Origin of the sequence: Teredinibacter haidensis (genome assembly GCF_014211975.1) — a bacterium.
In the GTDB taxonomy this organism is placed as follows: Bacteria; Pseudomonadota; Gammaproteobacteria; order Pseudomonadales; family Cellvibrionaceae; genus Teredinibacter; species Teredinibacter haidensis.
In genome coordinates, this window is sequence record NZ_CP060084.1 from 1223592 (window position 1) to 1250506 (window position 26915).

Sequence of the window (26915 nt, forward strand, 5' to 3'; positions counted from 1 at the left end):
CAAGGACACATTTGAAAATGAGTAACGAAATCAAAGTCCCGACGTTTCCTGAATCAGTTCAGGACGGCACCATTGCAACGTGGTACAAGAAGCCCGGCGAAGCATTTTCGCGCGACGAGGTAATTGTCGATATTGAAACCGACAAGGTTGTACAGGAAGTTCCGGCTCCTGCAGATGGAGTACTGAAAGAAATTTTGAAAGAAGAGGGTGATGTCGTTACCAGTAACGAAGTGATTGCTATCTTTAGTGAAGGTGGTGCAGCGGCTTCAGACGATGTCACTTCGGTTGATAGCAGTGCTGACGCGGGTGAAATTCTCGCTGCCCCTGCAGCAAAAAAACTGGCCGACGAGCGCGGCATTAGCTTGGCAGATGTAAGTGGTACAGGCAAAGGCGGCCGAATAACCAAGGAAGATGTGGCTAACTTCAGCAAAGCGGCGCCAACAGAAGAAAAACCGGCCGCAGTTGTTCCAGCGCAGGCTAAAGCAGCCGCAAGCCCAGAACCGGTTATGCAGATGACGGGTGATCGCGTAGAGAAGCGTGTCCCTATGACACGTTTGCGTGCACGTATCGCTGAGCGTTTGCTCGAGGCGACCCAGTCTACGGCCATGTTAACTACTTTCAACGAAGTGAATATGGCGCCGGTAATGGAGCTTCGCCGTCAGTACAAAGACCGCTTTGAAAAAGTTCACAACGGCACTCGCCTTGGGTTTATGGGCTTCTTTGTAAAAGCGGCCGTTGAGGCTTTGCGTCGTATCCCAGCAGTCAATTCATCTATTGATGGAAACGATTTTGTATACCACGGTTATCAGGATATCGGTGTTGCTGTATCCACAGAGAAAGGCCTTGTTGTTCCGGTACTGCGTAATTGTGAAAACATGAGTATTGCTGAAGTGGAAAATGGTGTACGAGACTTCGGTATCCGTGGTCGCGATGGCAAGATTGGTATAGATGAAATGCAAGGTGGCACTTTTACCATCACCAATGGTGGTGTATTCGGTTCCCTGATGTCTACACCCATTCTCAATCCACCTCAGGCAGCGATTTTGGGAATGCATAAAATTCAGGAACGCCCAATGGCCGTAAACGGCGAGGTAAAAATTCTGCCAATGATGTATCTCGCACTGTCATATGACCATCGCATTATTGATGGTAAAGAGGCCGTTCAGTTCCTGGTGGCTATCAAGGATATGATTGAAGATCCTGCGCGTATTCTGCTCGAACTATAAATCATTTTCCTATTTGCAAGGCCAGTCATTTGATTGGCCTTGCTGCCATAACAAATTAGATTGCACATATACACAACTTTCTGGGGTTTATCCTATGTCTAACAAATACGACGTTATCGTTATCGGTTCTGGTCCTGCCGGCTATGTTGCCGCCATTCGTGCAGCTCAACTCGGATTGAAAACAGCCTGTATCGAAAAGTGGAAAGGTAAAGATGGTAAGGGCGTTAATGGTGGTACTTGTCTAAACGTAGGTTGCATTCCATCCAAAGCTCTACTCGATAGCTCACACAAATATCATGAGGCCAAAGTGTCATTTGGCTCACACGGTATTGGTACTGGTGATGTCTCCATCGATGTCCCATCGATGATCGAGCGTAAAGAGCGTATCGTAAAGCAAATGGCCGGTGGTGTAGCCGGCCTGTTAAAAGCTAATAAAGTAGATTCGCTCTATGGTACTGGCAAGCTGTTGGCTAACCGTAAAGTTCAGTTCGTCGATTTCGAAGATAAAGAAACTATTCTGGAGGCAGAAAACGTCATTTTGGCGTCTGGCTCCATTCCGGTAAATATTCCAGTTGCTCTCGTTGACAACGATGTCATCGTAGACTCAACAGGCGCGCTAGAGTTTCAGGAAGTACCAGAGCGATTAGGCGTAATTGGCGCCGGTGTTATTGGCCTGGAGCTGGGCAGTGTGTGGGGTCGTCTGGGCTCTAAAGTTGTGTTGCTGGAAGCGATGGAATCTTTCCTGGCGATGATGGATCAGCAAATTTCTAAAGAAGCTCAGAAAATTTATAAGAAACAGCATCTCGATATTCGTCTCGGTTGCCGCGTAACGGGCACAGAAGTCGTCGAAAGTAAGGGCAAAAAAGAAGTTGTTGTTACCTATACCGATAAAGACGGAAAAGATGCGAAAGAAATATTTGATAAGTTAATTGTTTGTGTCGGGCGTCGGCCATTCACAGATGGCTTACTGTCTGATGAAAGTGATGTAAAGCTCGACGAGCGTGGCTCTATTTATGTTAACGACTTGTGTTCAACCAGTGCCCCGGGCGTTTGGGCTATTGGTGATGTTGTTCGTGGCCCGATGCTTGCGCACAAAGGTTCCGAAGAGGGTGTAATGGTTGCCGAGCGTATCGCTGGTCAGAAAACTGTAATGAATTACGATATTATCCCTAACGTTATTTACACTCATCCGGAAATTGCTGCAGTAGGTCGCACCGAAGAACAAATTAAAGCCGATGGAGAGCCCTATAATATTGGAACTTTCCCATTCCAGGCTATTGGTCGTGCGGTAGCTGCTGATGAATCGGATGGTATGGTGAAAATTATCGCACACGCCGACACCGATCGTATATTGGGTTGCCATATTGTAGGCCCAAGCGCGCCCGATTTAGTGCAACAAATCGCTATTGCTATGGAATTTGGCTCCACTGCAGAAGATATTGGTATGACCGTATTTGGTCATCCGACCTTCTCTGAGGCAGTAAAGGAAGCTGCATTGGCCGTTAACGGGCATGCTATCCATATGCCCAACCGTAAGAAGCGCAAATAAACATAAAAGGCGCAAAGGGAAAACTCTTTCCTACATAAAACCCCGGCCAGCTTAAATACTGGCTGGAGACCTCCATAACATTTCCATACAAGTCCGTGGGGCGCGTTTGGAAAACATAGGAAGTAACAATGAACTTACATGAGTATCAGGGCAAACAGCTTTTTGCTGAATATGGATTGCCTGTTTCTAAAGGTATGGCCGTAGAAACGCCAGCCGAAGCGGCAAGTGCCGTCGATATTTTGGGTGGTGACAAATGGGTTGTGAAGGCCCAGGTTCACGCCGGTGGCCGCGGTAAAGCCGGTGGTGTAAAGCTGATTAAATCTAAAGCGGAAGCAGAAGAATTTGCCAAACAATGGTTGGGTAAAAACCTGGTTACCTATCAAACTGATGAAAACGGCCAGCCAGTCAGCCGTATTCTTGTGGAGACCTGTAGTGATATTGATCAGGAGCTCTACTTAGGTGCCGTTGTCGATCGTTCTTCTCGCCGCATTGTGTTTATGGCTTCCACTGAAGGCGGTGTTGAAATTGAAAAAGTTGCAGAAGAGACTCCAGAAAAAATCCTGAGGGCAACTATCGACCCATTGACGGGTGCCCAGCCTTATCAAGGTCGTGATCTGGCATTCAGGCTTGGTTTGAAAGATAAGCAAATCAAGCAATTCACCCAGATCTTTATGGGCTTGGCAAAAATGTTTCAGGACAAAGACTTGGCCCTGCTGGAAATTAACCCCCTGGTTATTACTACCGACGGTGACCTGCATTGTCTCGACGCAAAAATTAATATCGATGGCAACGCCATGTACCGACAGCCAGCGTTAAAAGAAATGCACGATCCTACCCAGGAAGACGAGCGCGAGGCGCATGCAGCTAAATGGGAACTGAATTACGTTGCACTCGATGGCAATATCGGTTGCATGGTGAATGGCGCAGGTCTGGCCATGGGCACCATGGATATTGTAAAACTACACGGTGGAAAGCCAGCTAACTTCCTCGATGTCGGTGGCGGTGCAACTAAAGAGCGAGTGATTGAAGCCTTTAAAATTATTCTCTCCGATGAAAACGTCTCCGCCGTTCTGATTAACATCTTCGGTGGGATAGTTCGTTGCGACCTTATCGCCGAAGGCGTTGTAGGTGCGGTAGAAGAAGTGGGCGTGAAAGTGCCCGTAGTTTGTCGCCTTGAGGGCAATAATGCCGAGCTGGGTGCAAAAGTACTGGCTGACAGCGGTTTGAACATTATTGCTGCAACCAGTTTGACCGATGCGGCACAACAAGCTGTTAAAGCAGCGGAGGGCAAATAATGAGTATTCTGATAAATAAAGATACCAAGGTTCTCTGTCAAGGTTTTACCGGCGCTCAGGGTACGTTTCACTCCGAGCAGGCAATTGAATACGGAACCAAAATTGTTGGTGGTGTAACGCCTGGGAAAGGGGGGCAAACCCATTTGGATCTGCCTGTGTTTAATACAATGGCTGAAGCAGTAGCTGATACTGGCGCTGAAGCCTCTGTTATCTATGTGCCAGCACCTTTCTGTAAAGATTCGATTCTCGAAGCCGCAAACAGCGGTGTAAAGCTGATTGTATGCATTACCGAGGGTATTCCAACACTGGATATGCTTGAGTGTAAAGTGAAGTGTGATGAGCTAGGTGTACGTTTAATTGGCCCTAATTGCCCAGGTGTTATTACGCCTGGAGAATGTAAAATCGGTATTATGCCAGGCCATATTCACCTGCCTGGAAAAGTCGGTATTGTTTCCCGTTCTGGTACTTTAACCTACGAAGCTGTTAAGCAGACTACCGATTACGGTTTTGGTCAGTCTACCTGTGTCGGTATTGGCGGTGACCCCATTCCGGGTTCCAACTTTATCGATATTCTCGAACTGTTCGAGAAAGACGAAAAAACCGAAGCCATCGTTATGATTGGTGAAATCGGTGGAACGGCGGAAGAAGAAGCGGCGGCATACATAAAAGAGCATGTCACCAAGCCTGTTGTTTCTTACATTGCGGGTGTAACTGCGCCTGCTGGTAAGCGTATGGGCCACGCTGGCGCCATTATTTCTGGCGGTAAAGGTACGGCGGACGAGAAGTTCGCTGCGCTGGAAAGCGCTGGTGTTAAAACCGTTCGCAGTCTCGCGCAAATTGGTGATGGCTTGAAGGAAATTGCCGGTTGGTAAATTCGTTTCATCCTTGGCTATGACAAAAAGCCTCCACTGAAAGGTGGGGGCTTTTTAGTTTCTAGGAAAGCTCGAAACACATGGGTTCAAGTTGAAAGGCTTCATTCGTTGCCTTAGCACTAAAATCCCGTCCCATTTTAAATGGTGTGAGCCCTGGGGCGCAGTCGCTACTAGAAGAGTTTTTATACCTTAGTGGGGGCTTGAATTGAGCCTTTTGAGATGCCACTGAACAATTTATGTGGATATGAGAGGTGGAACCTTTGTTCTCAGATAAACGGTAAAACTTCATACTGAATGTTGAAGCCGATAGGTTACTCAAAGGGGGTTCATAAAAAACACTTAAAAAACAATGTGTTACGCCCATGTCTTTACTCCGTTTATAGTTTTCTTTGTCTGCTTTCAGCGTTATACATTTTTCTAAAATATTCTTCTGAGTCTATATACGTCAATGGCGTTTGGGATCTGTTCGCTTTCGAGTACAATGTTACAACTGTTGATCGGATCGGTAGGTTGATGGCTAAGCTTCTCTTCGATTTTTAAGGAATATAAAGTGAAGTTGGTTGCATTGCTAAAAGAAAAAAGCCAACAAATTCAGTTGAGTAATGGCGAGTTTATTAAGCGATTCGAGCCTCAGGTTCGAGAGTTGCGGGAGTCCTTTAACCAGTCGGTATCGAACTCTTTTGCCAGCGCTTGGTTTTCACGCCTACTAGCGGTTGCGAATGAAGAAGAGCATATCAACTTACCGCCAATTCCTGAGGTGCTTGCCCTAAAAGACAGGCTTACAGGTAAATTGGGTGCTGAGATTCATATCAGTGGCTGGCACACGGTTACGCAGGCTTGCATCGATGGCTTTGCTGAGGTGACCGGTGACCATCAGTGGATACATGTGGATGAATGTCGCGCGAAAGTAGAATCGCCTTATAAATCCACCGTTGCCCACGGCTTTCTCATTCTCTCTCTACTCCCTCGTCTAAGGGGGCTTGATAGTTACGCGAAGGAACACTATGCCCAGGCGAAACTTGTCGTCAACTGTGGCTTGAATAACGTTAAGTTTCTTTCACCGGTAAAACCCGGAAATCCGATACGCTCCCGCACGTTTTTGCGGGCTTTGCAGGCGAACAAGAGAAGTCTTGATGTCACAGAAGAGGTCATTGTCGAGGTTGGCAATGGCGCTCGAAGGGCTTGTACCGTCGAATTGGTTACCCGTATTTACTTCTAATGCTGTTCTCTCCCCACCAAATCATACCTAGCACGGCGATCGAGACGATGTTCGTTCGTTTTCCGTAGGCTGTCTATACTTACGTGAGTCAACACCGTCGTTGACGATTTATTTGATAGTCCGAGGAGTTAATGCTTTGGTTTTGCCGAGCGTTTCGAAGCCGTTCCTAGCTGTTTGTTTAACTTATATTATCTTGTCATTCACATACTCAGAAGTGTCGTCCGCTGGCTCCGATATGAGCACCATTATGGGTATGTCGCTTGAGGATTTATTGAATATTGACGTAGCGGTGTGGTCTGTAAGCCGCTCAGATGAAGGTTCCGCGTCTGCTCCAGCAACTGTCGTTGTGGTGGGTAAACGAAAAATAAAGGAACGGGGTTATAGGGATCTGGTTGATGCGCTACGCGATTTGCCCGGTTTTGATATTATGGAGTCGGCAGGGCGGTTTGGTGAGTACTACACCATTAGAGGGATCCAGGGTAATGACCGCTTTTTAGTTCTAGTGGACGGCCACCGAATAAACCCTAACCAAGGCACCTTTCTTTCTACGGGCAACTCGATATCTATTCGTTATGCCGAGCAAATCGAGATTGTCTACGGCCCATCATCCGTGACTTTCGGTGCAGATGCTTTCGCCGCTATTATCAATATTGTTACGCCTCATACCTCTGAAACTAGCTCTCCCGAGGGTAGTGTTTATCTTGCCGGTGGGCAGGAGAGCACAAAAGATATCGGGTTTGAAGGTGTCACTCCGCTAGCGGGTAAGAATGGTTCGCTGTATATCAGTGGTCGTCAATATACTTCCGATGGCGTGGATCTTTCAGCGCGAGATACCGCGTTTTCTACCCTTGGCGACTTCGATCAAGCCATTTCCGACCATACTCTCAATGCCCGTTTGCGATATAAGCAAGTAGAGGTGGGGTATTTTAAGCAAAGTTTCAATGAAGGAAATGGCGTTGGACATAATCCGGCGATCTATGAAATGTCGAATGACAACGTATGGAAAACGTCCACCGATATCTTTTGGTTGAATTACGACATTACCCCTAAGGATACGGTCAATGTTCATATGGATCTGTCCTATACGAAACATATTCAAGATCCTGACACACTCTTTAAAAAGCAACCGGCGCAGTATTTTACCGGTGAGGACAAAACACTTAAGGCCAGCTCGACGCTGAATTACCGTATGGCGAATGATACTCAACTGGTGGCTGGTGCTGAGATTGAGAGAACCGAAAGCATACCGCCCTATGCCAATGATCAAGTCTTCGGTACGGGTAATTCAGTTCAATTTTCTGGCAGTAACGAAACAAGAATACGCGAGGAGTTAACGGTAGAAGAGGTGCGCTTGGCAGGGTATTCTCAATTAGCCGTGCCTCTTTACGATAATCTAAGCTTAACGGCTGGATTTCGCTACGATTATTCGGACGAAAAATCGAACAGCTTTAACCCTCGCGGGAACCTTATTTACACCCCGAATAAAAAGACAACGCTTAAATTTATTTATGGGACAGCGTTTCAAGCTCCGTCGTTGTTTTACCAGTATGAACAGTTTGTTGTCCCGAGCTCTAGCCTTATCATGATTCCAAATACCAAGCTCGAAAATCAGGAGCTAGAATCGTATGAGTTAAGCCTAACCCAGCGTTTGACCGATAATGCCGTGATCAATGTATCCCTGTACAACAATTCTCTATCAAACCTTATTTACCGGTCAAACTCAGATGTTGAGGTAGATGGTTTTTCCACGGTATTGCAGAATACCAATATAGGTACGCAGGAATCCTTCGGTACGGATATGCGATTAGATGCGGTTGTAAATGAAAAGTCTGAAATCAGCTTATTCTATAGCTATATTCATAGCCATTATGACTTGAGCGGCGAATCCAATGATACCCCTCGCGTTTCCACGCATAAGTCGGGCCTCTCATATACGTATAAACCGACACAGGGTTTCCTCACTACTTTGCAGGTACGTTGGGTTTCCCCTATCTCAACGCATGAATTAAACAGCCGGAATCCTGTAAGCGGTAAGCAGTCTGGACACTACTTGTTAAACGTGTTTATGAAATACCGAGTGCTTAAGACCATAGCGTTGTTTGCCAAACTGGAGAATTTACCGGATAACGATATTGAACATGGTGGATTGTTTGGTCAGAGCGGCCCTTACACTCCATCCCTTTATCAGCCGGGGTTTAACGGAACGCTCGGGATAGACGTAGAGTTTTGAGGAGAAACGCCAATCCCTCCCAATAAAAGTAACTCATCGTCCAATATTCTCTAGTCCCCATCATTTATGAGGCACCTATGGCCAGGCGTCGCTTATACCATTGGCTACCACGCTCTGTCGGTTTTGAATAATCGATTAAAGGACTCTATTGGGACGCTCCCGATTTTTGCAAAGGGCAAAACGCCTGGAGAACGGCAAAAGGTAGATTCAACTAAAATCCCATAACCCGTTATTTTATACCGATGTCGCCGAATCCGTTTGTCTGCTAGCCACCACTAAATCCCCCCCCAAACCCCGATCGATGTTTTGGAGAGTTGTTTAGTCGTGGCGATGGCTTAGTTGTAAAGCCTATCCAGAAGGGGCAGAAGCCTATCCGGATGGGTCAGAAGCCTATCCGGATTGGGCCAGAACCTTATCCGGGAGGGTCAGAAGTCTATCCGGGTTGGGCCAGAACCCTATCCGGGAGGGTCAGAAGTCTATCCGGATTGGGCCAGAACCTTATCCGGGAGGATTAGAACTCTATCTGGGCCATCGATACCCATTGCGTGCTTGCGCCACAAATCCGCCGTAAATCCATCCGTGGGGGCTTCACGCCCGCGTCCCTGCGGGTGAGAGTGTGTGGGGCAAACGCCCAATTATAGAGGCAAGTCTGCGTTACTAGGGGAGACTCATTAGACCAAGTCTCAATCGGAGTATCAGGCATGCCATGAGTATAGATAGTGAAAAAATCCTGCTTAGATTAACGAGTGCGATTTACGATAAAAAGCATAAGCACTATCGACAGCAAGGCATATGCAGGGAGCATGAACCATTTATTATTGCGATCAACGGAGCACTTTTTACACCGAGCTCTGGGCTCGACGACGTTACGCCGCGCATAGTTCCGTCCCTTGCTTGCAGGAGTGCAGGCGCTACAAAACTTCAGAAAAAGTGCCGCGCCTCCAGCAACAAAGTACTGTCTATATTCATCCATCATTATGGGTATTTTAGGGTTAATGAATGCCTTTCATTTCTTTTTTAAGCCAAGGTGAAAGCAGAATTACGAACAATCCAACGCAAATACCTATCCACATAAGGGTGGAGTATAAATTTGTGTAGGTTGCTAACATGGCTTCTGTAGTCGCCTGCTCAACGCCAGAGGTATCGATAGAAGCCATCTTTCCTATTCTGGTTGAAATAGTTTCAGATAGGGCGGTGGCTAAAAACCAGGTTCCCATACTTACACCAACAACTTTGTGAATAGACAGTTTACTGACTGCGGACAATCCAACGGGGGAAATGCATAGCTCTCCGGTTGTATGCAGTAAATAGGCGAGCACCATCCAGATGGCGGCGACTTTCCCCGCATCATTCGTATAGTGTGCGCCTATTACCAGAGCGCCAAAACCCAAGCCTGCTTGAATAATACCGAGCCCGAACTTTACTGGCGTTGATGGCTCCATGTTTTTTCGACCTAACCATGTCCAGAAAACCGCTAGAGGGATCGCGAGTATCATTATAAAACCCGCATTCAGGGAGCCAAACATAGATGCACGGATTTCTTGACCATTAACGTCTCTATCGAGAACACGATCCGCATAAAGCGTCATACTACCTGCCGATTGCTCGAATAGAGCCCAAAATACCACGCTGGATAATATCAGGAACATTAAGACGACTGTTCTTCTGTACTCGGGACTTTTATTTGTCTTAAATCCGTAACCAATAAAGGCGAAAAGACTGAGTAACATTAAGCCTAGACCGATATCTTTACCTGTTATGGCCCAAACCAAGCCGGTAACCACTGAAAAAGTCGCCAGAGTAAGTGCGGCTTTATCGTGCAATACACTTTCCTGATGGTAGCTCATGGAATAAAGTATAAGCGCAACGATGGCAACAATAAGCATGCTGTTTTGTGTAATGTGGACAATGGGTTCGTGCTGAACCAGCCACCAGACGATAGAAAGGGAAAGAATAGAAATTAAATAGATGGACCACTCGGTATTGATGGGCCCCAGAAATGCCTCTTTCAATTTTTTGGGTTCACTGGGGTCGGCGTGATTGTATAAATAACGTTGTCCGTAGAGGAAACTGAATAATCCAAATAGCATGCCTATGCCGGCAGTGCCAAAGCCGTAGTTCCAGCCAAAGGTTTCACCCAGCCAGCCACAAAGCAGCACTGCGGCGAACGAGCCAATATTAATGCCCATATAATAGATGGTGTAGCCGGCATCGCGACGTGTGTCTTCAAGCTCGTAAAGACGACCTACGATGGCAGAAATATTGGGTTTTAAAAAGCCAACACCGAGGGTAATAAGGGCGAGTGCAAAGAAAAATATATTCAGCGCAATTTTATCCTGAATGATGACTTCTTCCGCGAGGATTGTGCCGGCTAATATCTTTTCACCCGAATCTAACGTAAGTGTTTCCTGCAATACGGAGCCTGCGGCATATAGTGTAGCTTGGCTGCCTTCAAAGGCCATGGTCGCATGCCCTAGAGACAATAATATTGCGCCGAATACAACCGCCTTACGCATACCGAGATACCGATCTGCCAGCAGGCCGCCAATAAGGGGTAGGGCATAGACCAACCCAGCGTAGGCGCCGAGAACATCGTAGCTGGCCGCATCGGTGAAGAGATGGTATTTGGTCAAATAGAGTAACAGCAAATATTTCATGCCGTAGAAAGAAAACCGTTCCCAGAGCTCTGTAGTAAAGCAAACGAACAAACCCTTGGGGTGACCGAATAATTCGGTTTGCGTCATGATCGCTGACAAGATGAGTCTCCAAATTTTTGGTGTTTAAATTTAATGCTCTAAATTTTTAGATATAACCGGTATAGCCGCTAACAACTGCTGCGTGTATTCCTCTCGAGGGCTTTGAAACACGGTTTCGGTTTCTCCCTGCTCGACAATCTTTCCGCTGTTCATAACCATAACGCGATCACACAAATATCGAACTACAGAAAGGTCGTGAGAAATAAAGAGCATTGTTAAGCCGCGTTTTTTCGTAAGCGCCAATATCAGTTCCAATATCTGCGCCTGAATTGTAACATCCAATGCTGATACCGGTTCATCGGCAATAATAAATTTTGGCTTAGGTGCTAACGCTCTGGCGATGGCTATTCGCTGTCGCTGGCCCCCAGAAAATTCATGCGGGTACTTTCGTATATGTTCCCGCTCCAGGCCGACATCATCCAAAAGCTCATTTATTTTTTGCAATAGGTTGTCGCGGTTTGCAATATTGTGTTTCAACAAGGGTTCAGCGAGTGTGTCAAATACGGTGTATCGAGGATTTAACGAAGCAAACGGATCTTGGAAAATGATTTGAAAATCTTTTCTAGCATTCCTCAATTCTGTTTGGTTCATAGTGTGCAGCGTTTGTTCGCCCAAGGTTATAGATTTTGCGTCACTTTCTATTAAGCGAATAATGCTTCGGCCAAGTGTGGATTTTCCCGAACCGGATTCACCCACAAGCCCCAATATCTCACCTTTTCTAATATCCAGGCTTACATTGTCGACGGCTTTAAACGTTTGTGTATTTCGTTTAAACCAGGAGCTTGATGTTGTTTGGTAGACCTTGGTGATGTTTTCTACTCTAATCAAGGGCTTTTCTTTGATGTTAATTGCCGCATCGACAGGCTTTGTTGTGCTGGGTATTGCGGCGATAAGTTGCTGCGTATAGGGGTGCTGTTGTCGATGGAAAATATCGTCTGTTTTTCCTTGCTCAACAATTTCGCCATCTTTCATAACAATAATATCGTCGGCTAAATGCGAGATAACGGCTAAATCGTGGGTAATAAAAATGACCGCAAGATTATGGGATGCTTGCAGCTTTTTGATAAGTTCAAGAATTTGAGCCTGAATAGTAACGTCCAGAGCTGTTGTAGGCTCATCCGCGATCAGTAGTTTTGGCTCTGTAATAAGCGCCATGGCGATCATAACACGCTGGCGCATACCGCCAGAAAACTCGTGAGGGTAGGCGTTTAAGCGCTGCTCGGCATTGATAATGCCGACTTCTTCAAGTGTTTTTAGGGCCTTTTCCCTCGCATTTTTTTTATTCCCCTTAAAGTGTACGCGGTAGGCTTCCATTAGTTGGTCACCTATTTTCATATACGGATTTAAGGACGTCATCGGGTCCTGAAAAATCATACTGATTTTGTGGCCGCGTATGCTGAGTAGCTCTCGTTCGCTCATCTGCAATAGATCTTTCCCTTCAAACAGGGCTTCACCTGTTTCTATCTTTCCTGGGGGAGTGGGTACAAGACCTAAAATACTATAGCAGCTGACTGATTTCCCCGAGCCGGATTCTCCGACGATACCTAGGATTTTTCCCGCCTCGACACCGAAGCTGATGTTGTTAACCGCCGTGGTAACACCTTCTCGGGTGTAGAATTTAGTTGTTAAGTTTTTAACGGTAAGTATGCTCATTCTTCCGGCCCCTAATCTTTTGACGTTCGTGGATCAAAGGCGTCGCGTAAGCCATCACCGAGGAAATTTAAGGCGAATAGCGTGAAGGATAAAAACAAGCTAGGGTAAAGTATCAGCCATGGGTATTCTTCAATCGTTTCTACTCCATTTGAAATAAGCGCCCCCCAGGAGCTTTGAGGTGGTTGAATACCAAGCCCCAGGAAGCTGAGGAAAGATTCCAGCAAAATGACGCTGGGGATCGTCAGTGTTGTATATACGATTACCGGCCCGAGAATATTGGGGATTAAATGTCGAGTCATAATCTGCCAACGATTTAGACCCATAGAGATTGCCGCTTCGATAAACTCCTGGTGTTTTAGCGCCATTACTTGACCGCGTACAATTCTCGCCATCGTCAGCCATTCCACTGCACCAATGGCCAAAAACAGAAGGAAAATACTGCGGCCAAAAACAACAGTTAACAATATGATAAAAATAGTAAAAGGCAGTGCGTAGAGAATATCAACGATACGCATCATAACGGCATCTGTTTTTCCGCCTAGGTAGCCGGCAGTTGTTCCCCACAAAACACCGATAAGTAATGCAACTGCAGTGGCGACAATCCCAACCATCAGCGAAACCCGGCTGCCGTATAGAATACGGGTAAGCTGGTCGCGACCAAAAATATCGGTTCCCATCCAATGTGTCAGGGACGGTGGTGTTGCTCCCAGATCCAAATTCTGAGCTTCGTATGAATATGGGGCTATCAGAGGTGCGAGTAATGCGAGCGTCACTATCACGACTAAAAAAATAAGGCCTGCTATGGCAAGCTTATTTTTTTTAAGCCGTACATAGGCATCCTGTGATAGCGAGCGTCCGGCTTCGTATTCACTAAGTGAATCTTTCAAAAAAGGTTTGTTCAGGAGCATGGTTGAATTACTTACTCAGTGATTGTCGCAATTTGGGGTTCATCCAGGCCTGCAAAATATCCGCAAGGAAATTGAAGGTGATAATGAGTGTGGAAAAGAAAATTGTCGTACCAAGAATCATGGTGTAATCGCGGTTAAATGCTGCCTGCAAATAGAAACGGCCCAGGCCCGGAATTTGGTAGATGGTTTCCACTACAAAAGAACCGGAAAGCAAACCCGCTGCAGCGGGGCCTGCGAAAGCCACAACGGGAGAGAGTGCGCCGCGCAATGCATGGTGAAAGACAACATTGAATCTTGAAACGCCTTTTGCCCTTGCTGTACGAATATAATCCTGTGATAAGACTTCCAGCATACCACCGCGAGTTAGGCGCGCGACGTAGGCAGCGTAAGCTGCTCCCAGAGTAATGGCGGGCAGTACTTTATCGCCTTGAGATGACCCCCACCCAGAAACAGGAAACCACTCAAGCCCAATTCCAAAGCCCAAAATCAACAATGGCCCAAGTACGAACGACGGTAGGCAGATACCCATCATGGCAATCGTCATGGGAATATAATCTTGCAGGGTGTTGGGCCTTAAGGCAGCAATTACACCGGAAAGTATACCCAGGCAGGCGGCAAATAGGAGGGCATATAAACCTAGCTCAATGGTGATAGGAAGTCCCGTTCCGATTATTTCGGTAACACTACGGCTCGGGTATTTAAAGGAGGGCCCGAAGTCTCCTTTTAATAGATTGAAAACATAGTCTTTAAATTGTACTGCGATGGGGGCGTTCAAGTTGTAGCGTTCGTTTAGATTTTGCAGCACTTCGGGAGAAACGGCTCGATCACTATCGAACGGGCCTCCTGGTGCCATATGAACCAGGGTGAAAGTGATCAGTACAACAAAAAAAAGTACTGGTATCGCTGAAAGTAAACGAATAATAATGAATTTAAACACGGTTTATTTTGGCTCGCTTTCGAGGTAGACATTTTTATAGGGGTGGCGATGCAGAACATTGGGGTACCAGTTTTTAACATTGGTTTGAACCAAGTTAAGATCCGCCATAAAATACAGCGGGACTATTGGCATTTCGTCCGCAAGAATTTTGTTGGCCTGTTCAAAAAGAGAAAAACGTTCTGTATCTGTCTTGGCGCTTTGGGCATTTAAAACAAGTTGGTCGTAGTGTTCGCTTTTCCATCCGGTATCGTTATTGCCTCCGTAGGAAAGCATAAGTTCATAGAAGTTGCTGGGATCCAGGTAGTCTGCTATCCAGCCTTTTCTCGACACATCGAATTGCAGATTCTGTTGTGTGTTTAAATACACTTTCCATTCCTGGTTTAATAAGTTGGCTTCGATATTGAGGTTTTTATTCCACATTTGTTGTACAGCTAGCGCAACCTTACGATGATTGTCGTGAGTGTTAAATAGAATGTCGATCGCTGGAAATCCTTCGCCGTTGGGGAAGCCTGCCTCTGCAAGTAGTTCCCTGGCCTTTTCTGGGTTATAAGCGAAGTAAGATTTTGGTTGGTGGCCGGAAGGGTCGGGTGGAACAAAATAGTAGGCCGGAATTTCACCACCCTTGGTTACTCGTTTAACTAGCGACTCTCGGTCAACCGCATAGGCTAGGGCCTTACGCACACGAACATCATTAAAGGGTTTTCGTGTGGTATTAAGCAGGTAGTAGTAATTGGAATAAACTAATTTTTTCCTTAAAAATTGAGGTTTTTCTTTTTCGTATGTAGCGATTTTTTCAATTGCCATTTGAGGCGTATAGGTTAGGTGCACCTGTCCACTGCGAAAGGCTCGCTCCTCAGTTTGTTGGTTGTCGATAGGGAAGAAGTGTATGCCATTAAGTCGTACGGCGTCGGCCCCCCAATACTGAGGGTTTTTTTCCACTTCAATAACCTTGTTAATTTCCCAGCGCTTTAGTGTGAAAGCAGAGTTGGATACAATATTTCCAGGTAGCGTCCACTTGGATATGCGGTCATCGATTTTCCCAAATTTTTCAATGGTGGCCTGGTGTACAGGGAAATAAGTGTGATGCTCCAGTACCTGTAAAAAATAGGGTGTTGGATTAACGAGTTTTACTTCCAGTCGCTTGTTGTCCAGCGCTTTAACGCCAACCTTTGAAAAGTCGTCTGTTTTCCCCAAATTAAATTGTTCTGCGTTTTCAACATAAAACATCATGTAGGCATATTGATTCCCCAATCCTGGGGATAGTGCGCGCTTCCACGAATAAACAAAATCCTGGGCGGTTAAGTTGTCGCCATTCGACCATTTGGCGTTATCGCGTATTTTAAATGTATAAGTGAGTCTGTCGTCTGAAATTTGCCAGTTTTCAGCTGTTGCGGGGATTGGCTCGAGCGTTTTTTCATGTAGTGTTGTCAAGCCTTCAAACATTGATGTTATAACGTTGAAGTCGGGACTTCCGGTGGTTATGTGGGGGTCAATACCTTGAGGTTCCTCACCGTTGGCGATAAAAAGAATTTGATTTTCATTGCCATATTCAACGTTAGTCATTTCTTTTTTACCGCAGCCAATCGATAACGCAAGCACACAGCTTAAAAGAAGATGGATTGAAACTTTTAACATGCGTTATTGCCCTCTTAGGGTTATTTGAATTAACGGTTTATTAGTGTGACACGAAGCTCCTTCGGGGATTGATAAGTGTTGAGCTGCATCATAAGGGATTGGTGGCGGAGCTGCTTGATCCAAGAGCAATGGCGAGAATTTGTTAGCGTTGCTATAGATGTTTGAAATGATGTTACGCATTGAGTCTCGTTAAATACCAGTCAAAGGGGCAGGTTTGCGATATGTGGTGTGCTTCAAGAGCATACCACTTGGAAAACTAAAGTGCGCGAACTGCAGAATAACATGTTGGCAAAAATGACGGGTATAGCATGGGGTTGCACAATATATAAACGCAACATTTTAAGCCAGGAAGTTAGATCAATCATTGATGTTGCCAACCGTCACTTATGACAAAAACGATTAATACGACATATTGTTACGACAAGGGGTACATTCTATAAGATCGGCTCCCCGATAAGGTGCGCCGATTCTTCGGGCGCACCAAGGCAGTTCCTCTTAGGTCTGTTGTTAGTGGTCCACTTTTAATTGCTCTGCAAAGGTTTCGAAGCTATAAGGGCGACCTAAAAAGTCTTCGACTAGTACTGCCGCATCTTTCACTCCACCAGGAGTCAATACCGATTCACGATAGCGGCGTGCAATATCTTTATTACGCAAGCCTGCCTTTTCGAACTCGCTAAACATATCCGACGCAATAACCAGCGACCACATGTAAGTGTAGTAGGACGCGGAGTAACCATAGAGATGACCGAAGCTATTGTGGAAATAGGTGTCTTCGACATAGGAAAAGGGGGAATATTCCGCCTGCAACTCCGCCATAGTGGTCGTCAGATCGAGATCTTCCGGGTTTTGATTGTAGAAGTGGAGGGACACTGCGGCATAGAACATCTGGTGTCGCGTCCAGAGGGCTCTGCCGAAATGGCGACCTGCGTTCATTTTTTCGACTAGTTCATCGGGAATTAGCTCGCCATCAGCATTACGAGCAAAGGTTTTAAGGGTGCCACTGTCCCACACCCATTCTTCCAGCATTTGCGATGGAGCCTCCACAAAGTCGTGCTCTGTTTTGATCCCCGAGAAATATAGCCAGCGTTGGTGGCCGCCAAACAGGCCGTGGAGGAGGTGCCCGAATTCATGTAGGAATGTCTCTACCTGGGCATGCTCCATTAGTTCGCTGCCGTCCTTTTCGCCGGGGAAATTGCACACCAGTGCAGCAATAGGTGGTTGAATCCCGGCAACACCATCCTGCACGCCAAATGCCGCAGCGTGGCTGTATTTCCCATCTCTTGGGTGCATATCTAGATAAAACTGCCCTATGAGATTATCGCCTTCATACATCTCATAGGCACTGACAGACTCGTGCCAAACATCCGTCTGCCACGGTACAATTTTCACACCGAACATTTTTTCGGTCAGATCGAAAATACCCTGTTTGACGTTGGCGTAGCTGAAGTATTGACGAACCTGTTGGGAATCGACGGCGTATGCTTCATTCTTTACCTTTTCTTCGATAAAGGTTTTTTGCCAGTCACCCACGCCGTTGGCTTCGGGATATACCTCGCGCAAGCGATTTAATAGTTGCTGGTATTCACGTGCGGATTGGGGTTTGGCGAGTTCACTTACGCGGTTGATAAAGTTTTCCGCTTTTAAGGGATCACCAATCATCAAATCTTCCATCACATATTGGGCGTAGTTTTGGTAGCCGAGTATCTGTGCCAGCTCGTATCGCTTGACCAGCAGGTCCTTTAGTACTGTCTGGTTGTCTGGGTAGGCACGTTTGCGGAATTCTTTATAGAGTTCTAGGCGTAAGCTGTCGTCTTCAGCATATTGCATAACCGGTATGTAATCGGGGTAGCGTGTTGTTAGGGGTATCTCGCCGTTTTCGTCTGCATTGTGACTGTCGATATAGTCCTGGGGTAAGCCCTTAAGACGCTCTACCGAATCGATCTTGATCGAACGAATATTTTCCCGAATATTTTTATTGAAGGTTTGGCCTAGCAGTAAAAGCTCTTCATTCAATTCGCGTATACGCTCACGGGATTTTTTGTCCAAGCTTACGCCCGATCTTTTGTAATCCAGCAGCATTTTTTCAACCAAGCGTTTATCGATGGCGTCGTAGCTTATTGTATCCAGCGCCTGCAGTTGGTTGAAAATGGGGCGTGAAAGCGAAATATCCGTGAGCAGCTGGATATAGCGCTGTTGGCATTCGTCAGCGGCTTTTCGCACTTCCGCGTTGGGGTGAACATTTCTGTACAGGCTGGCTTTGCTTAAGCTCTTATCTAACAGAATATCCAGCTCGTTTATTTCTGTGAGCAGCTCTTTATTGCCGGCGGAAGGTTTATGTTGTTCGAGCACCATGTAACGCTTGGTGGCTTTCTGGATATCCTTTTTACACTCCCCTTGATAGGCAGCTGCTTGGGCATCTTCAAAGACAGTTTCGAGAGACGCTTGATTTTCATCCGGAGTATCGGTTGTTGAGCACCCGACTAGGGCTAAAACAACAAATATGAATAATAGGGGCTTAGAGAGGTGCAAAGAAGAAGCGTACGAGTTCATGATATTGCCTATTCAGTAACGGTTGCCCAAAGTTTATCCTATATTTTGCGTGCTTGCGAAGTACCAGAGTGGGCGTGTATCTGGCGCTGGACTACACTGTATAGGTATTTTCACGAAACAGGATCACTAACGGAAGCGCCTATGCCCGTAAAAGGATTAAAAGCTTGGACTGAAAAGTTACAAAAGCAGGACATGCCCGTATTGGGCAATGTCATCGCAGAGTTGAACAAAATTACCGGTAGCGATGACGCAAATGTCAACCAATTAGCAGAGGTTATTCTTCGAGATCCACAGTTAACATCGCATGTATTACGTATTGCCAATAGTGTGCAATACAACTATTCCAAGGCTTCTATTAATACGGTTAGCCGGGCCATTGTTTTAATAGGCCTCAAAGGTGTTCGCGCCATTTGTATCTCATTACTTGTTATGGACAGCCTTTTGGGCGATCAACCAAAAGAGCAGGTCTTGAAGTTGGTTGCGCAGGGCTTCCACGCGGCCACCCAGGCTCGCCAGATTGTGCAGAAGGTGGATGAAAAGGTAGGCGAAGAAGTGTTTATTGCCGCGCTGCTTACCAACCTGGGCGAAATGGCTTTTTGGGCCACCGAAGGTGAAGCGCAGTCGCATCCGGGGTTGTTAAGCGAGGAGCCGGCGATAAAACGCGATGCGATGGAGCAGGTGCTGGGTACATCGTTCAAAGCCATTACAGGCCAGCTGGCCAAACATTGGAAGTTGGGTGATACGCTGGAAGAGGCGCTGTATCCCAAAAAGCACCTGTCAAAAAAAGCGGAAGCGGTTATTATCGGTGAGCGTTTAAGCAGAGCTTCTCTTTATGGGTGGACGAGCCCCCAGCTAAAAAAAGTGCTTCGGGAGGTTATTTCGTTTACCTCGATGGATGCGGAAGCAACCCTTGCCATGGTTAGAGATGGTGCGGACCAGGCTGCGCAAGTTGCGCTTAGTTATGGTGTCTCGGAGGCCTGCCCGCTCATTCCTTCTGCCACCAAAGCTAGCAGCAAAGGGAAACGTAAAATACGCAGTAAAATTCTAAAGGGCGACCCGAGCGTGCAACTCAGTATTTTGCGCGAACTTTCTACGGCCGCAGCTGATTGTCTGGATGTGAATACCATTTTTCAAATGGTGTTGGAAGGGATGCACAGGGGGATAGGTCTCGAACGCGTATGCATTGCCTTTATCGATAAACGAAAGCTGAAAGCTAAATACGTTTTAGGCGAGGGTACCGAGCACTGGCGCAGTAGTTTTCTGTTTGATATAGGCCCTTATAGCGACAGTATTTTTACGCGCGCTATCGAGCAGGGCGGCAGTCATTGGTTTAGTTTGGAAACTATCAATGCAAACCCAAAACTATTTAGCGATGATATTTCACGCATTATTGGGAAATTTCCGGCGTTTGTTTCGGTTCTTCAGTTAGGCGACCGAAAAATCGGGCTTTTCTACGCCGACCGTTCGACTTTTGGCGGCAAACTAGACGAAGAGCAGTTCGAAAGCTTTAAGCATTTTGCGGGGCAGGCTCAGTTTTCTCTATCGCTACAGTCAAAAAAGCGAAAGTAATAAGCTGCCATTTAGTTTACGTGAGTGACATCCACAAATAGCGTTAACGATTGTCCCGGCTGTAGATATTTTTTTGTGCTCAGCTTATTCCAGCGCAGGATATCGTTTACCTTCAACTGAAATTTGTCGGCAATACGGTGTAGCGAGTCCCCCCTGCGCACTTTGTAGGAGACCTTGCGAATAACGGCGTTATTGTTGGATTGTTTTGTGGCGACGCTGCTTGTTTTGGTCCAAATAGCGAGGGTTTGGCCAGGATAGATAGGGTCGGTTGGAGCCATATTATTCCAGCGCGCAACCTGGCGGGTGCTGACCTTGTAGCGGCGGGCGATGGTCCATACGCTGTCACCCTTCTTGACGTGGTGATCAACGCGCGTGCCGTTCGCTGTTTTCGAACTTAAGCTGCGGCGATTGTGTAGGCGCTGATCCAGGCTCTGGCTGTAGTGGTGCACATCGGCAGCTGCCACGGGAACCATTAGGGTTTTACCTGCGCGAATAAAGGAGTTGTTAATGTTATTGATGGCTTTTAACGAGCGGATACTGATCTTGTATTGATCGGCAATAGTGGAAAGGGTATCGCCGTTGCGAATGGTGTAGCGTTCCCAGGTGACTCGGTCTCTCTCGGGAATCTTCGAAAGATTTTCTTTGAAGCGGGTCGCGTTGTTAACGGGTATCAATAGACTGTGTGGTCCTTTGGGATCTGTCGCCCAGCGGTTAAAAGCAGGGTTAAGGTGGTAGAGAGTATCCATGCTTAAATCTGCCAGCTCTGCCGCCTGGGCCAAGTCGATCTGAGAGCCTGTTTCAACTTCGGCAAAGTAGGGTTCGTCGGCTATTGAGTGTAATGAAAGTCCATACTTCTCTGGGTTTCCGATAAGGATTGCCAGGGCGATTAGCTTGGGGACGTAAGCTTCCGTTTCCCTGGGAAGATCAAGGTTCCAGAAATCCGTCGGCTTACCTTTCTTACGATTTTTTCGAATGGACTTGGAGACGTTACCTGAGCCACTATTGTATGAGGCCAGTGCATGCAGCCAGTCACCGTCGAAACGAGTATTTAATTTATCGAGGTAGAGCAGGGCCGCGTTGGTAGAAGCGACAATATCGCGCCTGCCGTCGTACCACCAGTTTTGTTTTAAGCCCCACATTTTCCCGGTGCCGGGAATAAACTGCCATATACCGGATGCCCGACCGTGGGAGTATGCGAAAGGATCAAATGCGCTTTCGACAACCGGCAGTAAAGCCAGCTCCATTGGCAGGCCCTTTGCCTCCACTGATTCTACAATATGATAGAGGTAACGCTCCCCGCGTTTTGCCACGCGATTAATGTACTGAGGGTGTTTGGCGTACCACTTTAGTTGTTGCTCAACTCGCTTGTTGGTGGATCTATCCAGCTGGTAGCCTGCGCGAATACGATCCCAGATATCTCCTGGTAGCGGCTCTGGCAATTGCGCCAAGTCCTGCTCTGAAAGCTCATCACTCGGTTCCTCGAACAAAAAAGCAACGGGGTTTGTGACAGCTGATACCTCTGAATGAAGCATCTGAGCGGGTCTAATATTGAGGGTGTTACAGCCACTTATCCAAAGAAGGGTGAACAGTAAGGTGAAAATTTTTGCTGATAGAGATCGGCTACTATGCATAAGTACTAATAAACGGGTGTTTTAAGCTGTTTTAGTTGTGTAGATCTATGAGACAAACAAATGGCCCTGAGGTTCAGGTTCCTGGCGCAGCAGTTTACCTTCGCTCGGCCTATATGCAAGTTCAAAACCGATCTTTCCACTGGCGAAGCAGGGTAAAGACATCTTCTTCATTGCTAGCCTGCTTATCAAATGCGGCTTCCACGGTGGCTTTTACCTGGTCGTCATCGCAGCGTAAAAACGGGTTTATCTGCAATTCGGTCTCCAGGGTAGACGGTAATGTGGGGGCGTTGTTCTGCCTATGGCTTTTAACCTTGGCCATATACGCCTTAACCGCGGCGTTTTCCGGCATTACTGTATTCGCAAAGAGTAAGTTGGCGGCTGTATATTCGTGGGTGCAGTAGATGGAAGTCCTTATCGGCAACTGCTTTATGCGGTCGAGAGAGCTTTTCAGCTGCGTTGCTGTACCACCTAACAAGCGGCCGCAGCCGGCAGAGAATAGAGTGTCTCCGCAAAACAGGCTTGTACCTTCTGGTTGTTCCAGGATATACCCGAGGTGTTCCTGGGTGTGACCGGGAATTTCGATAACAGAAAATCGTAGAGTGTTATCTATCGCTACCTCAGAGCCTTCATGTACGGGATGCGTAATACTGGGGATAGAGGGAGAGTTCGGGCCAAAAACGGGGCAATGGTATTGCTTCACAAGCGCTTCGATACCACCAACATGGTCCCAGTGCTGATGGGTGACCAGGATACCAGCCAAGCTTACATTCTGCTGTTGCAAGGCCTGAGCAACGGGGGCTGCGTCGCCCGGGTCAACGACAACTGCCGACCTATTGGCTTGATCGGCAATCAGCCAGACATAATTGTCCGTCAGTATGGGGATAGCTTTTATATCTAACATGTCGAAATCTCTTTAAGACGAGTGCTGTTACATCCTATGCCTGTAAAGTAACGCAGTGCTGTCAGCTTGTAATATTAGAGTCTCTGGTACACTATTGCTGACCAGATTAAGGTAGTGAACAAGCCAGTATAGCAATTGCTCTGCGTTATTTATGAAAACGAAACAAAGCATCAAGCCACTCCATCAAACAATAGCTCAGATTGCCAAGTGGTATGAGTCGCCCCTAGGTCAATCGATTCTTGCTGCCCAGCAACAGGTACTGAACGAGGAACTTAGTTGCCTGTTCGGCTATCATCTTATGCAGTTGAGCGTTTTACCTTATCATCGCCTGTCGGAATCCAGTCGCATTAATCACTGCTTCTCTTTGGCTCCAGCCGTAGTGCATTCGAAGCAGGCTGCGCAAAACTTGTGCGATCTTCAAGGCATGGCTGAACTAGATGCCTTGCCATTAGCTGATGAGTCTATCGATGTCACCATTCTCCACCATGTGCTGGAGTTTTCCAATAATCCCCATCAAGTGCTCAAAGAGGCTGCCCGTGTCACGGTTCCCCGGGGACATATTGTTATTTTTGGCTTTAACCCCCTCAGTCTTCTCGGGTTATTGCAACTGGGAGCCCAGTTTTACAGCCGCAAGGTCATTTGGAAGCGGCGGGCTTTACGTGCAGGGCGCTTGAAGGATTGGCTGGAATTTCTGGATTTTTCCTGTTTACAGCTCAAATACCTTTCGCATAATCTGCCCATTAATCATGCTCGCTATCTACATCATTCCCGGTTCCTGAGTCGCGGGTTAAATAGCACCCTGCCTTTCGGTTCAACATTCTGTATGGTCGCGCGTAAAGATAAGGTTGGGTTGACGCCTTTAAAACCCGAGTGGGAAGCTGCGGCTCCGTTGCTAGGGGCTTCGCCTCTACCCAAAAGATCGATGACTGCTCGTTCGGGCGAATCAGCGTTAATCTTGCCCTTGCGGCGTAGAAATAACATTCAAACAAAGCGCTAACACATTGAAAATAAAGTTATTTTTAGAAGTTATTTGTTTCGGTCGCCTGGGGCTGGGCTCTTGAGGCCTAGCCATACTGTACCGAAGTGCAGAGAAAGCGCTATACGGTGGTGAAGTCCTCAGAGTGAATAGCCGTATGGAGTTACGCGCGGCAATCGACGGCTTACCCAGCCTCAAGTAGAGTCACGGTGACTCATGGGGCCGATTCCTAGTCTGTGCGTAGAGGCATTACGGAATGGATTACTAAGTGAAGGCTGGAAATAGCGGCAAAAATTGCTGTCGTGATTGAAGGTCTTTGGCAGCAGTTAGGGGCTCGAACCCAGCGCCATAGTATTCGATAGAAATGGGTAAAAGGCCGTCGGGAAAATGAAATCGCCGACGAGTTGGATAACCGTGGTATTGATGAACTTTAACAGGATGAACAAAACGTGAGACAAGTTGTACTGGACACTGAAACGACGGGCCTTGAACCCGAACAGGGTCACAAAATTATTGAAATAGGTTGTGTAGAACTATTTAACCGCAAGCTGACCGGACGCCATTACCATCAGTACATTAAACCCATGCGGGATATCGATGAGGGCGCAATTGAAGTTCACGGTATCACAACTGAAATGCTCGAAGATAAGCCGGTCTTCTCACAAATTGTGGATGAATTTCTTGAATTTATCGGCGATGCAGAGCTGGTAATTCATAACGCCCCCTTTGATGTTGGCTTCCTCAATCATGAAATCAAAGCGTTACGCCGCGGTTTAGGTACCATTGAGGATCGATGTAAAATACTTGATACCCTGGTATTTGCACGCCGCAAGCACCCTGGTCAGAAGAATAATCTCGATGCGCTGTGTAAGCGATATACCGTAGATAATTCCCAGCGAGACCTGCACGGCGCTCTTTTGGATGCCGAGATTCTTGCCGACGTATATTTAATTATGACCGGTGGTCAAACCAATCTCGCCTTGAGTGGCAATCAGGTGGATGGTTCGGGAGGTGCAGAAGGGGAGGAGCAGGTAGTGCGGATAGCAACCGATAGGCCAAGGCTTAAAGTCCTACGTGCCAGCGAAGAAGAGCTGGCACAGCATGAAGCAAAATTGACCACCGTCGACAAAGTCTCCGGTGGTAATTGTTTATGGCTTAAATCTGAACCTTAAACGACTAAGCCAAGTACAGTACGGCAACAAATCCAACGCCACCTAATACAAAGGTGTACGGCAGAGCCATAAGGACCATCTTCCCATAGGAAAGCCGAATGAGTGGCGCAAGAGCAGATGTTAGCAGGAACAGGAAGGCTGCCTGACCATTGGGGGTCGCCACGCTTGGCAGGTTGGTGCCCGTGTTAATCGCTACCGCCAGCAAGTCGAAATGTTCCCGGGTGATATCTCCTGCCAGAAGCGCACTTTTTATCTCTGTTATATAAACCGTCGCAACAAAAACGTTGTCGCTGATCATGGATAAAATGCCGTTGGCGACAAAGAACATGGGGCCTTGCAGCTCGGGGCTTAGGTCTAGCAGAAGATGAGTGATCGGTTGAAATAGGTGCTGATCGTGAATAACGGCAACAATGGAGAAGAAAACTACCAGTAGTGCGGTAAAAGGCAGGGCCTCTTCAAATGCATGGCCAATCCGGTGCTCTTCGGTGATGCCATTGAAAGCGGTGAGCAGAATAATGACAGCCAGGCCAATCAGTCCAACTGCTGCTAAGTGGAATGCCAAGGCAATTACCAGAAATAGGGTACCAAGAGCTTGAACGACTAGCTCAATTTTTTCGTTATTCGTACGCTTGGCTGACTCTTTGCGGTCGAAGTCCTCAAGAATCTCGCGCACACGATCGGGAAGAAGGGCGCCGTAACCAAATATTTTAAACTTTTCAACCACAACACAGGTGATAAGACCTGCAACTAGAGCCGGCATGGATACTGGTGCCATCACCGTAAAGAACTTAATAAAATTCCAGCCCGCCTGCTCTGCAATTAACAGGTTCTGCGGCTCACCAACCAAAGTGCAAACTCCTCCAAGGGCTGTCCCCACTGCGCCATGCATAATCAGGCTGCGTAAAAATGCGCGAAAGGCGTCAAGGTCGTTGCGGTGTTGATCGTCTACTTTTCCGTCATCCGAATGGTCGTGGTCAACGTTTTTGTGTCCACCAGAGGCGAAGCGGTGATATACCGAGTAGAAGCCTACTGCTACGGCAATCAGTACAGCGGTAACTGTAAGCGCGTCTAAAAATGCCGATAACACTGCTGCAACCAGAGAAAACAACAATGACAGTATGATTTTTGAGCGAACGCCGAGCAATATCTTGGTAAACACGAACAGCAGCAAACTTTTCATAAAGTAGATGCCGGCAACCATAAACATCAATAGCATGATGACTTCAAAATTGGCTTCAGTTTCATGTAAAACGGATTCTGGTGATGTCATACCCAGCATGACCGCTTCAATTGCCAGCAATCCACCCGGCTGCAGTGGGTAGCATTTAAGCGCCATTGCGAGCGTGAAAATAAATTCCAGTATTAGTACCCACCCGGCAACGAACGGATTTACGGCAAATAAAACAGGGTTTATTAGCAGAAATGCGATTATTGTTTGTTTATACCAAGTGACGGACGGGCCAAGAAAGTTTTCGGCGAGCGCGTTTAATGGTTTTAGTGGCATGACATTTGATCCTTTAGAGAAATTCCCCATCGGGGTTAAAATTTTACGAAAAACGAATACGTTAAGAATAGCCTAATCTTGCCATAATCTGGCGCATTGTATGGTAACGGAGGTATACGAGAACTCGTTTGTGGGTACTTAACTTCCATATTGGAGTTTGAGAGCTGACGTAATCTATGGACATCCATATCGGGACGACAATTTGGACTAGATCTTAATAAAAATCAACTGCTATCAGATACTTAGCGTATGGAAGGGGCCTTGGCCTTGAATCGGCAAAAAAAGTAAACCTTTTTATTGCCGCCTCAATTGGCATGACGCAAATAACAACA

General features: G+C 46.8%; 18 protein-coding genes. 9 read left to right on the top strand and 9 right to left on the bottom strand.

What is annotated here, in order from left to right; genetic code table 11:
- The first annotated feature begins 17 nt into the window (after positions 1–17).
- The 6 genes from odhB to H5715_RS05005 all read left to right on the top strand — a co-directional run bounded on the left by odhB (position 18) and on the right by H5715_RS05005 (position 8391).
- Entirely contained in the window at positions 18–1226 is a 1209-nt protein-coding gene (gene odhB, locus H5715_RS04980; protein WP_075187924.1) for a 2-oxoglutarate dehydrogenase complex dihydrolipoyllysine-residue succinyltransferase, read from the top strand.
- A 94-nt stretch (positions 1227–1320) separates the two neighbouring features.
- Positions 1321–2775, top strand: a complete 1455-nt coding sequence (gene lpdA, locus H5715_RS04985; protein WP_075187923.1) for a dihydrolipoyl dehydrogenase — start codon at positions 1321–1323, stop codon at positions 2773–2775.
- Positions 2776–2903: 128 nt separating this feature from the next.
- Positions 2904–4070, top strand: coding sequence for an ADP-forming succinate--CoA ligase subunit beta (gene sucC / locus H5715_RS04990; RefSeq protein ID WP_075187922.1), 1167 nt, complete (start codon positions 2904–2906; stop codon positions 4068–4070).
- The gene (sucD, locus tag H5715_RS04995; protein ID WP_075187921.1) at positions 4070–4942 is read left to right on the top strand and encodes a succinate--CoA ligase subunit alpha; all 873 of its coding nucleotides are present in this window, start codon (positions 4070–4072) and stop codon (positions 4940–4942) included. The genes sucC and sucD overlap by 1 nt, the downstream gene beginning before the upstream one ends.
- A gap of 550 nt (positions 4943–5492) precedes the next feature.
- Positions 5493–6161 (top strand): MaoC family dehydratase, encoded by a 669-nt coding sequence (locus H5715_RS05000; RefSeq protein ID WP_075187920.1) that lies wholly within the window; start codon positions 5493–5495, stop codon positions 6159–6161.
- A gap of 235 nt (positions 6162–6396) precedes the next feature.
- Entirely contained in the window at positions 6397–8391 is a 1995-nt protein-coding gene (locus H5715_RS05005; RefSeq protein WP_075187919.1) for a TonB-dependent receptor plug domain-containing protein, read from the top strand.
- A gap of 992 nt (positions 8392–9383) precedes the next feature.
- Here the strand turns inward: H5715_RS05005 and H5715_RS05010 are convergent.
- The 6 genes from H5715_RS05010 to H5715_RS05035 form a co-directional block, all read right to left on the bottom strand.
- On the bottom strand, positions 9384–11135 hold the full coding sequence (locus tag H5715_RS05010) for a peptide MFS transporter (protein WP_425507034.1): 1752 nt from the start codon (positions 11133–11135) through the stop codon (positions 9384–9386).
- Positions 11136–11177: 42 nt separating this feature from the next.
- Entirely contained in the window at positions 11178–12800 is a 1623-nt protein-coding gene (locus tag H5715_RS05015) for an ABC transporter ATP-binding protein (RefSeq protein WP_075187917.1), read from the bottom strand.
- 11 nt (positions 12801–12811) lie between these two features.
- Positions 12812–13708, bottom strand: coding sequence for an ABC transporter permease (locus H5715_RS05020; RefSeq protein WP_075187916.1), 897 nt, complete (start codon positions 13706–13708; stop codon positions 12812–12814).
- Positions 13709–13715: 7 nt separating this feature from the next.
- Complete coding sequence (locus H5715_RS05025) at positions 13716–14645, bottom strand: ABC transporter permease (protein ID WP_075187915.1); 930 nt, start codon at positions 14643–14645, stop codon at positions 13716–13718.
- 3 nt (positions 14646–14648) lie between these two features.
- Positions 14649–16280 (bottom strand): peptide ABC transporter substrate-binding protein, encoded by a 1632-nt coding sequence (locus H5715_RS05030; RefSeq protein ID WP_075187914.1) that lies wholly within the window; start codon positions 16278–16280, stop codon positions 14649–14651.
- A gap of 507 nt (positions 16281–16787) precedes the next feature.
- Positions 16788–18830, bottom strand: a complete 2043-nt coding sequence (locus H5715_RS05035; protein ID WP_075187913.1) for a M3 family metallopeptidase — start codon at positions 18828–18830, stop codon at positions 16788–16790.
- A 141-nt stretch (positions 18831–18971) separates the two neighbouring features.
- Between H5715_RS05035 and H5715_RS05040 the strand changes: the two genes are divergently transcribed.
- Positions 18972–20399 (top strand): HDOD domain-containing protein, encoded by a 1428-nt coding sequence (locus H5715_RS05040; protein WP_246434693.1) that lies wholly within the window; start codon positions 18972–18974, stop codon positions 20397–20399.
- Positions 20400–20410: 11 nt separating this feature from the next.
- On the opposite strand, the gene H5715_RS05045 is transcribed toward H5715_RS05040, so the two are convergent.
- A complete protein-coding gene (locus H5715_RS05045) occupies positions 20411–21931 on the bottom strand; it encodes a LysM peptidoglycan-binding domain-containing protein (RefSeq protein ID WP_083608250.1) in 1521 nt (506 codons plus the stop codon).
- A gap of 220 nt (positions 21932–22151) precedes the next feature.
- Positions 22152–22931, bottom strand: coding sequence for a hydroxyacylglutathione hydrolase (gene gloB, locus H5715_RS05050; RefSeq protein WP_075187911.1), 780 nt, complete (start codon positions 22929–22931; stop codon positions 22152–22154).
- A 151-nt stretch (positions 22932–23082) separates the two neighbouring features.
- Between gloB and H5715_RS05055 the strand changes: the two genes are divergently transcribed.
- Both H5715_RS05055 and dnaQ read left to right on the top strand, forming a co-directional pair.
- Complete coding sequence (locus H5715_RS05055) at positions 23083–23928, top strand: methyltransferase domain-containing protein (protein WP_075187910.1); 846 nt, start codon at positions 23083–23085, stop codon at positions 23926–23928.
- 428 nt (positions 23929–24356) lie between these two features.
- Positions 24357–25079, top strand: coding sequence for a DNA polymerase III subunit epsilon (gene dnaQ / locus H5715_RS05060; protein WP_075187909.1), 723 nt, complete (start codon positions 24357–24359; stop codon positions 25077–25079).
- Between the two features lie 4 nt (positions 25080–25083).
- On the opposite strand, the gene nhaB is transcribed toward dnaQ, so the two are convergent.
- Positions 25084–26583, bottom strand: a complete 1500-nt coding sequence (nhaB, locus tag H5715_RS05065) for a sodium/proton antiporter NhaB (protein ID WP_075187908.1) — start codon at positions 26581–26583, stop codon at positions 25084–25086.
- Positions 26584–26915 lie beyond the last annotated feature (332 nt).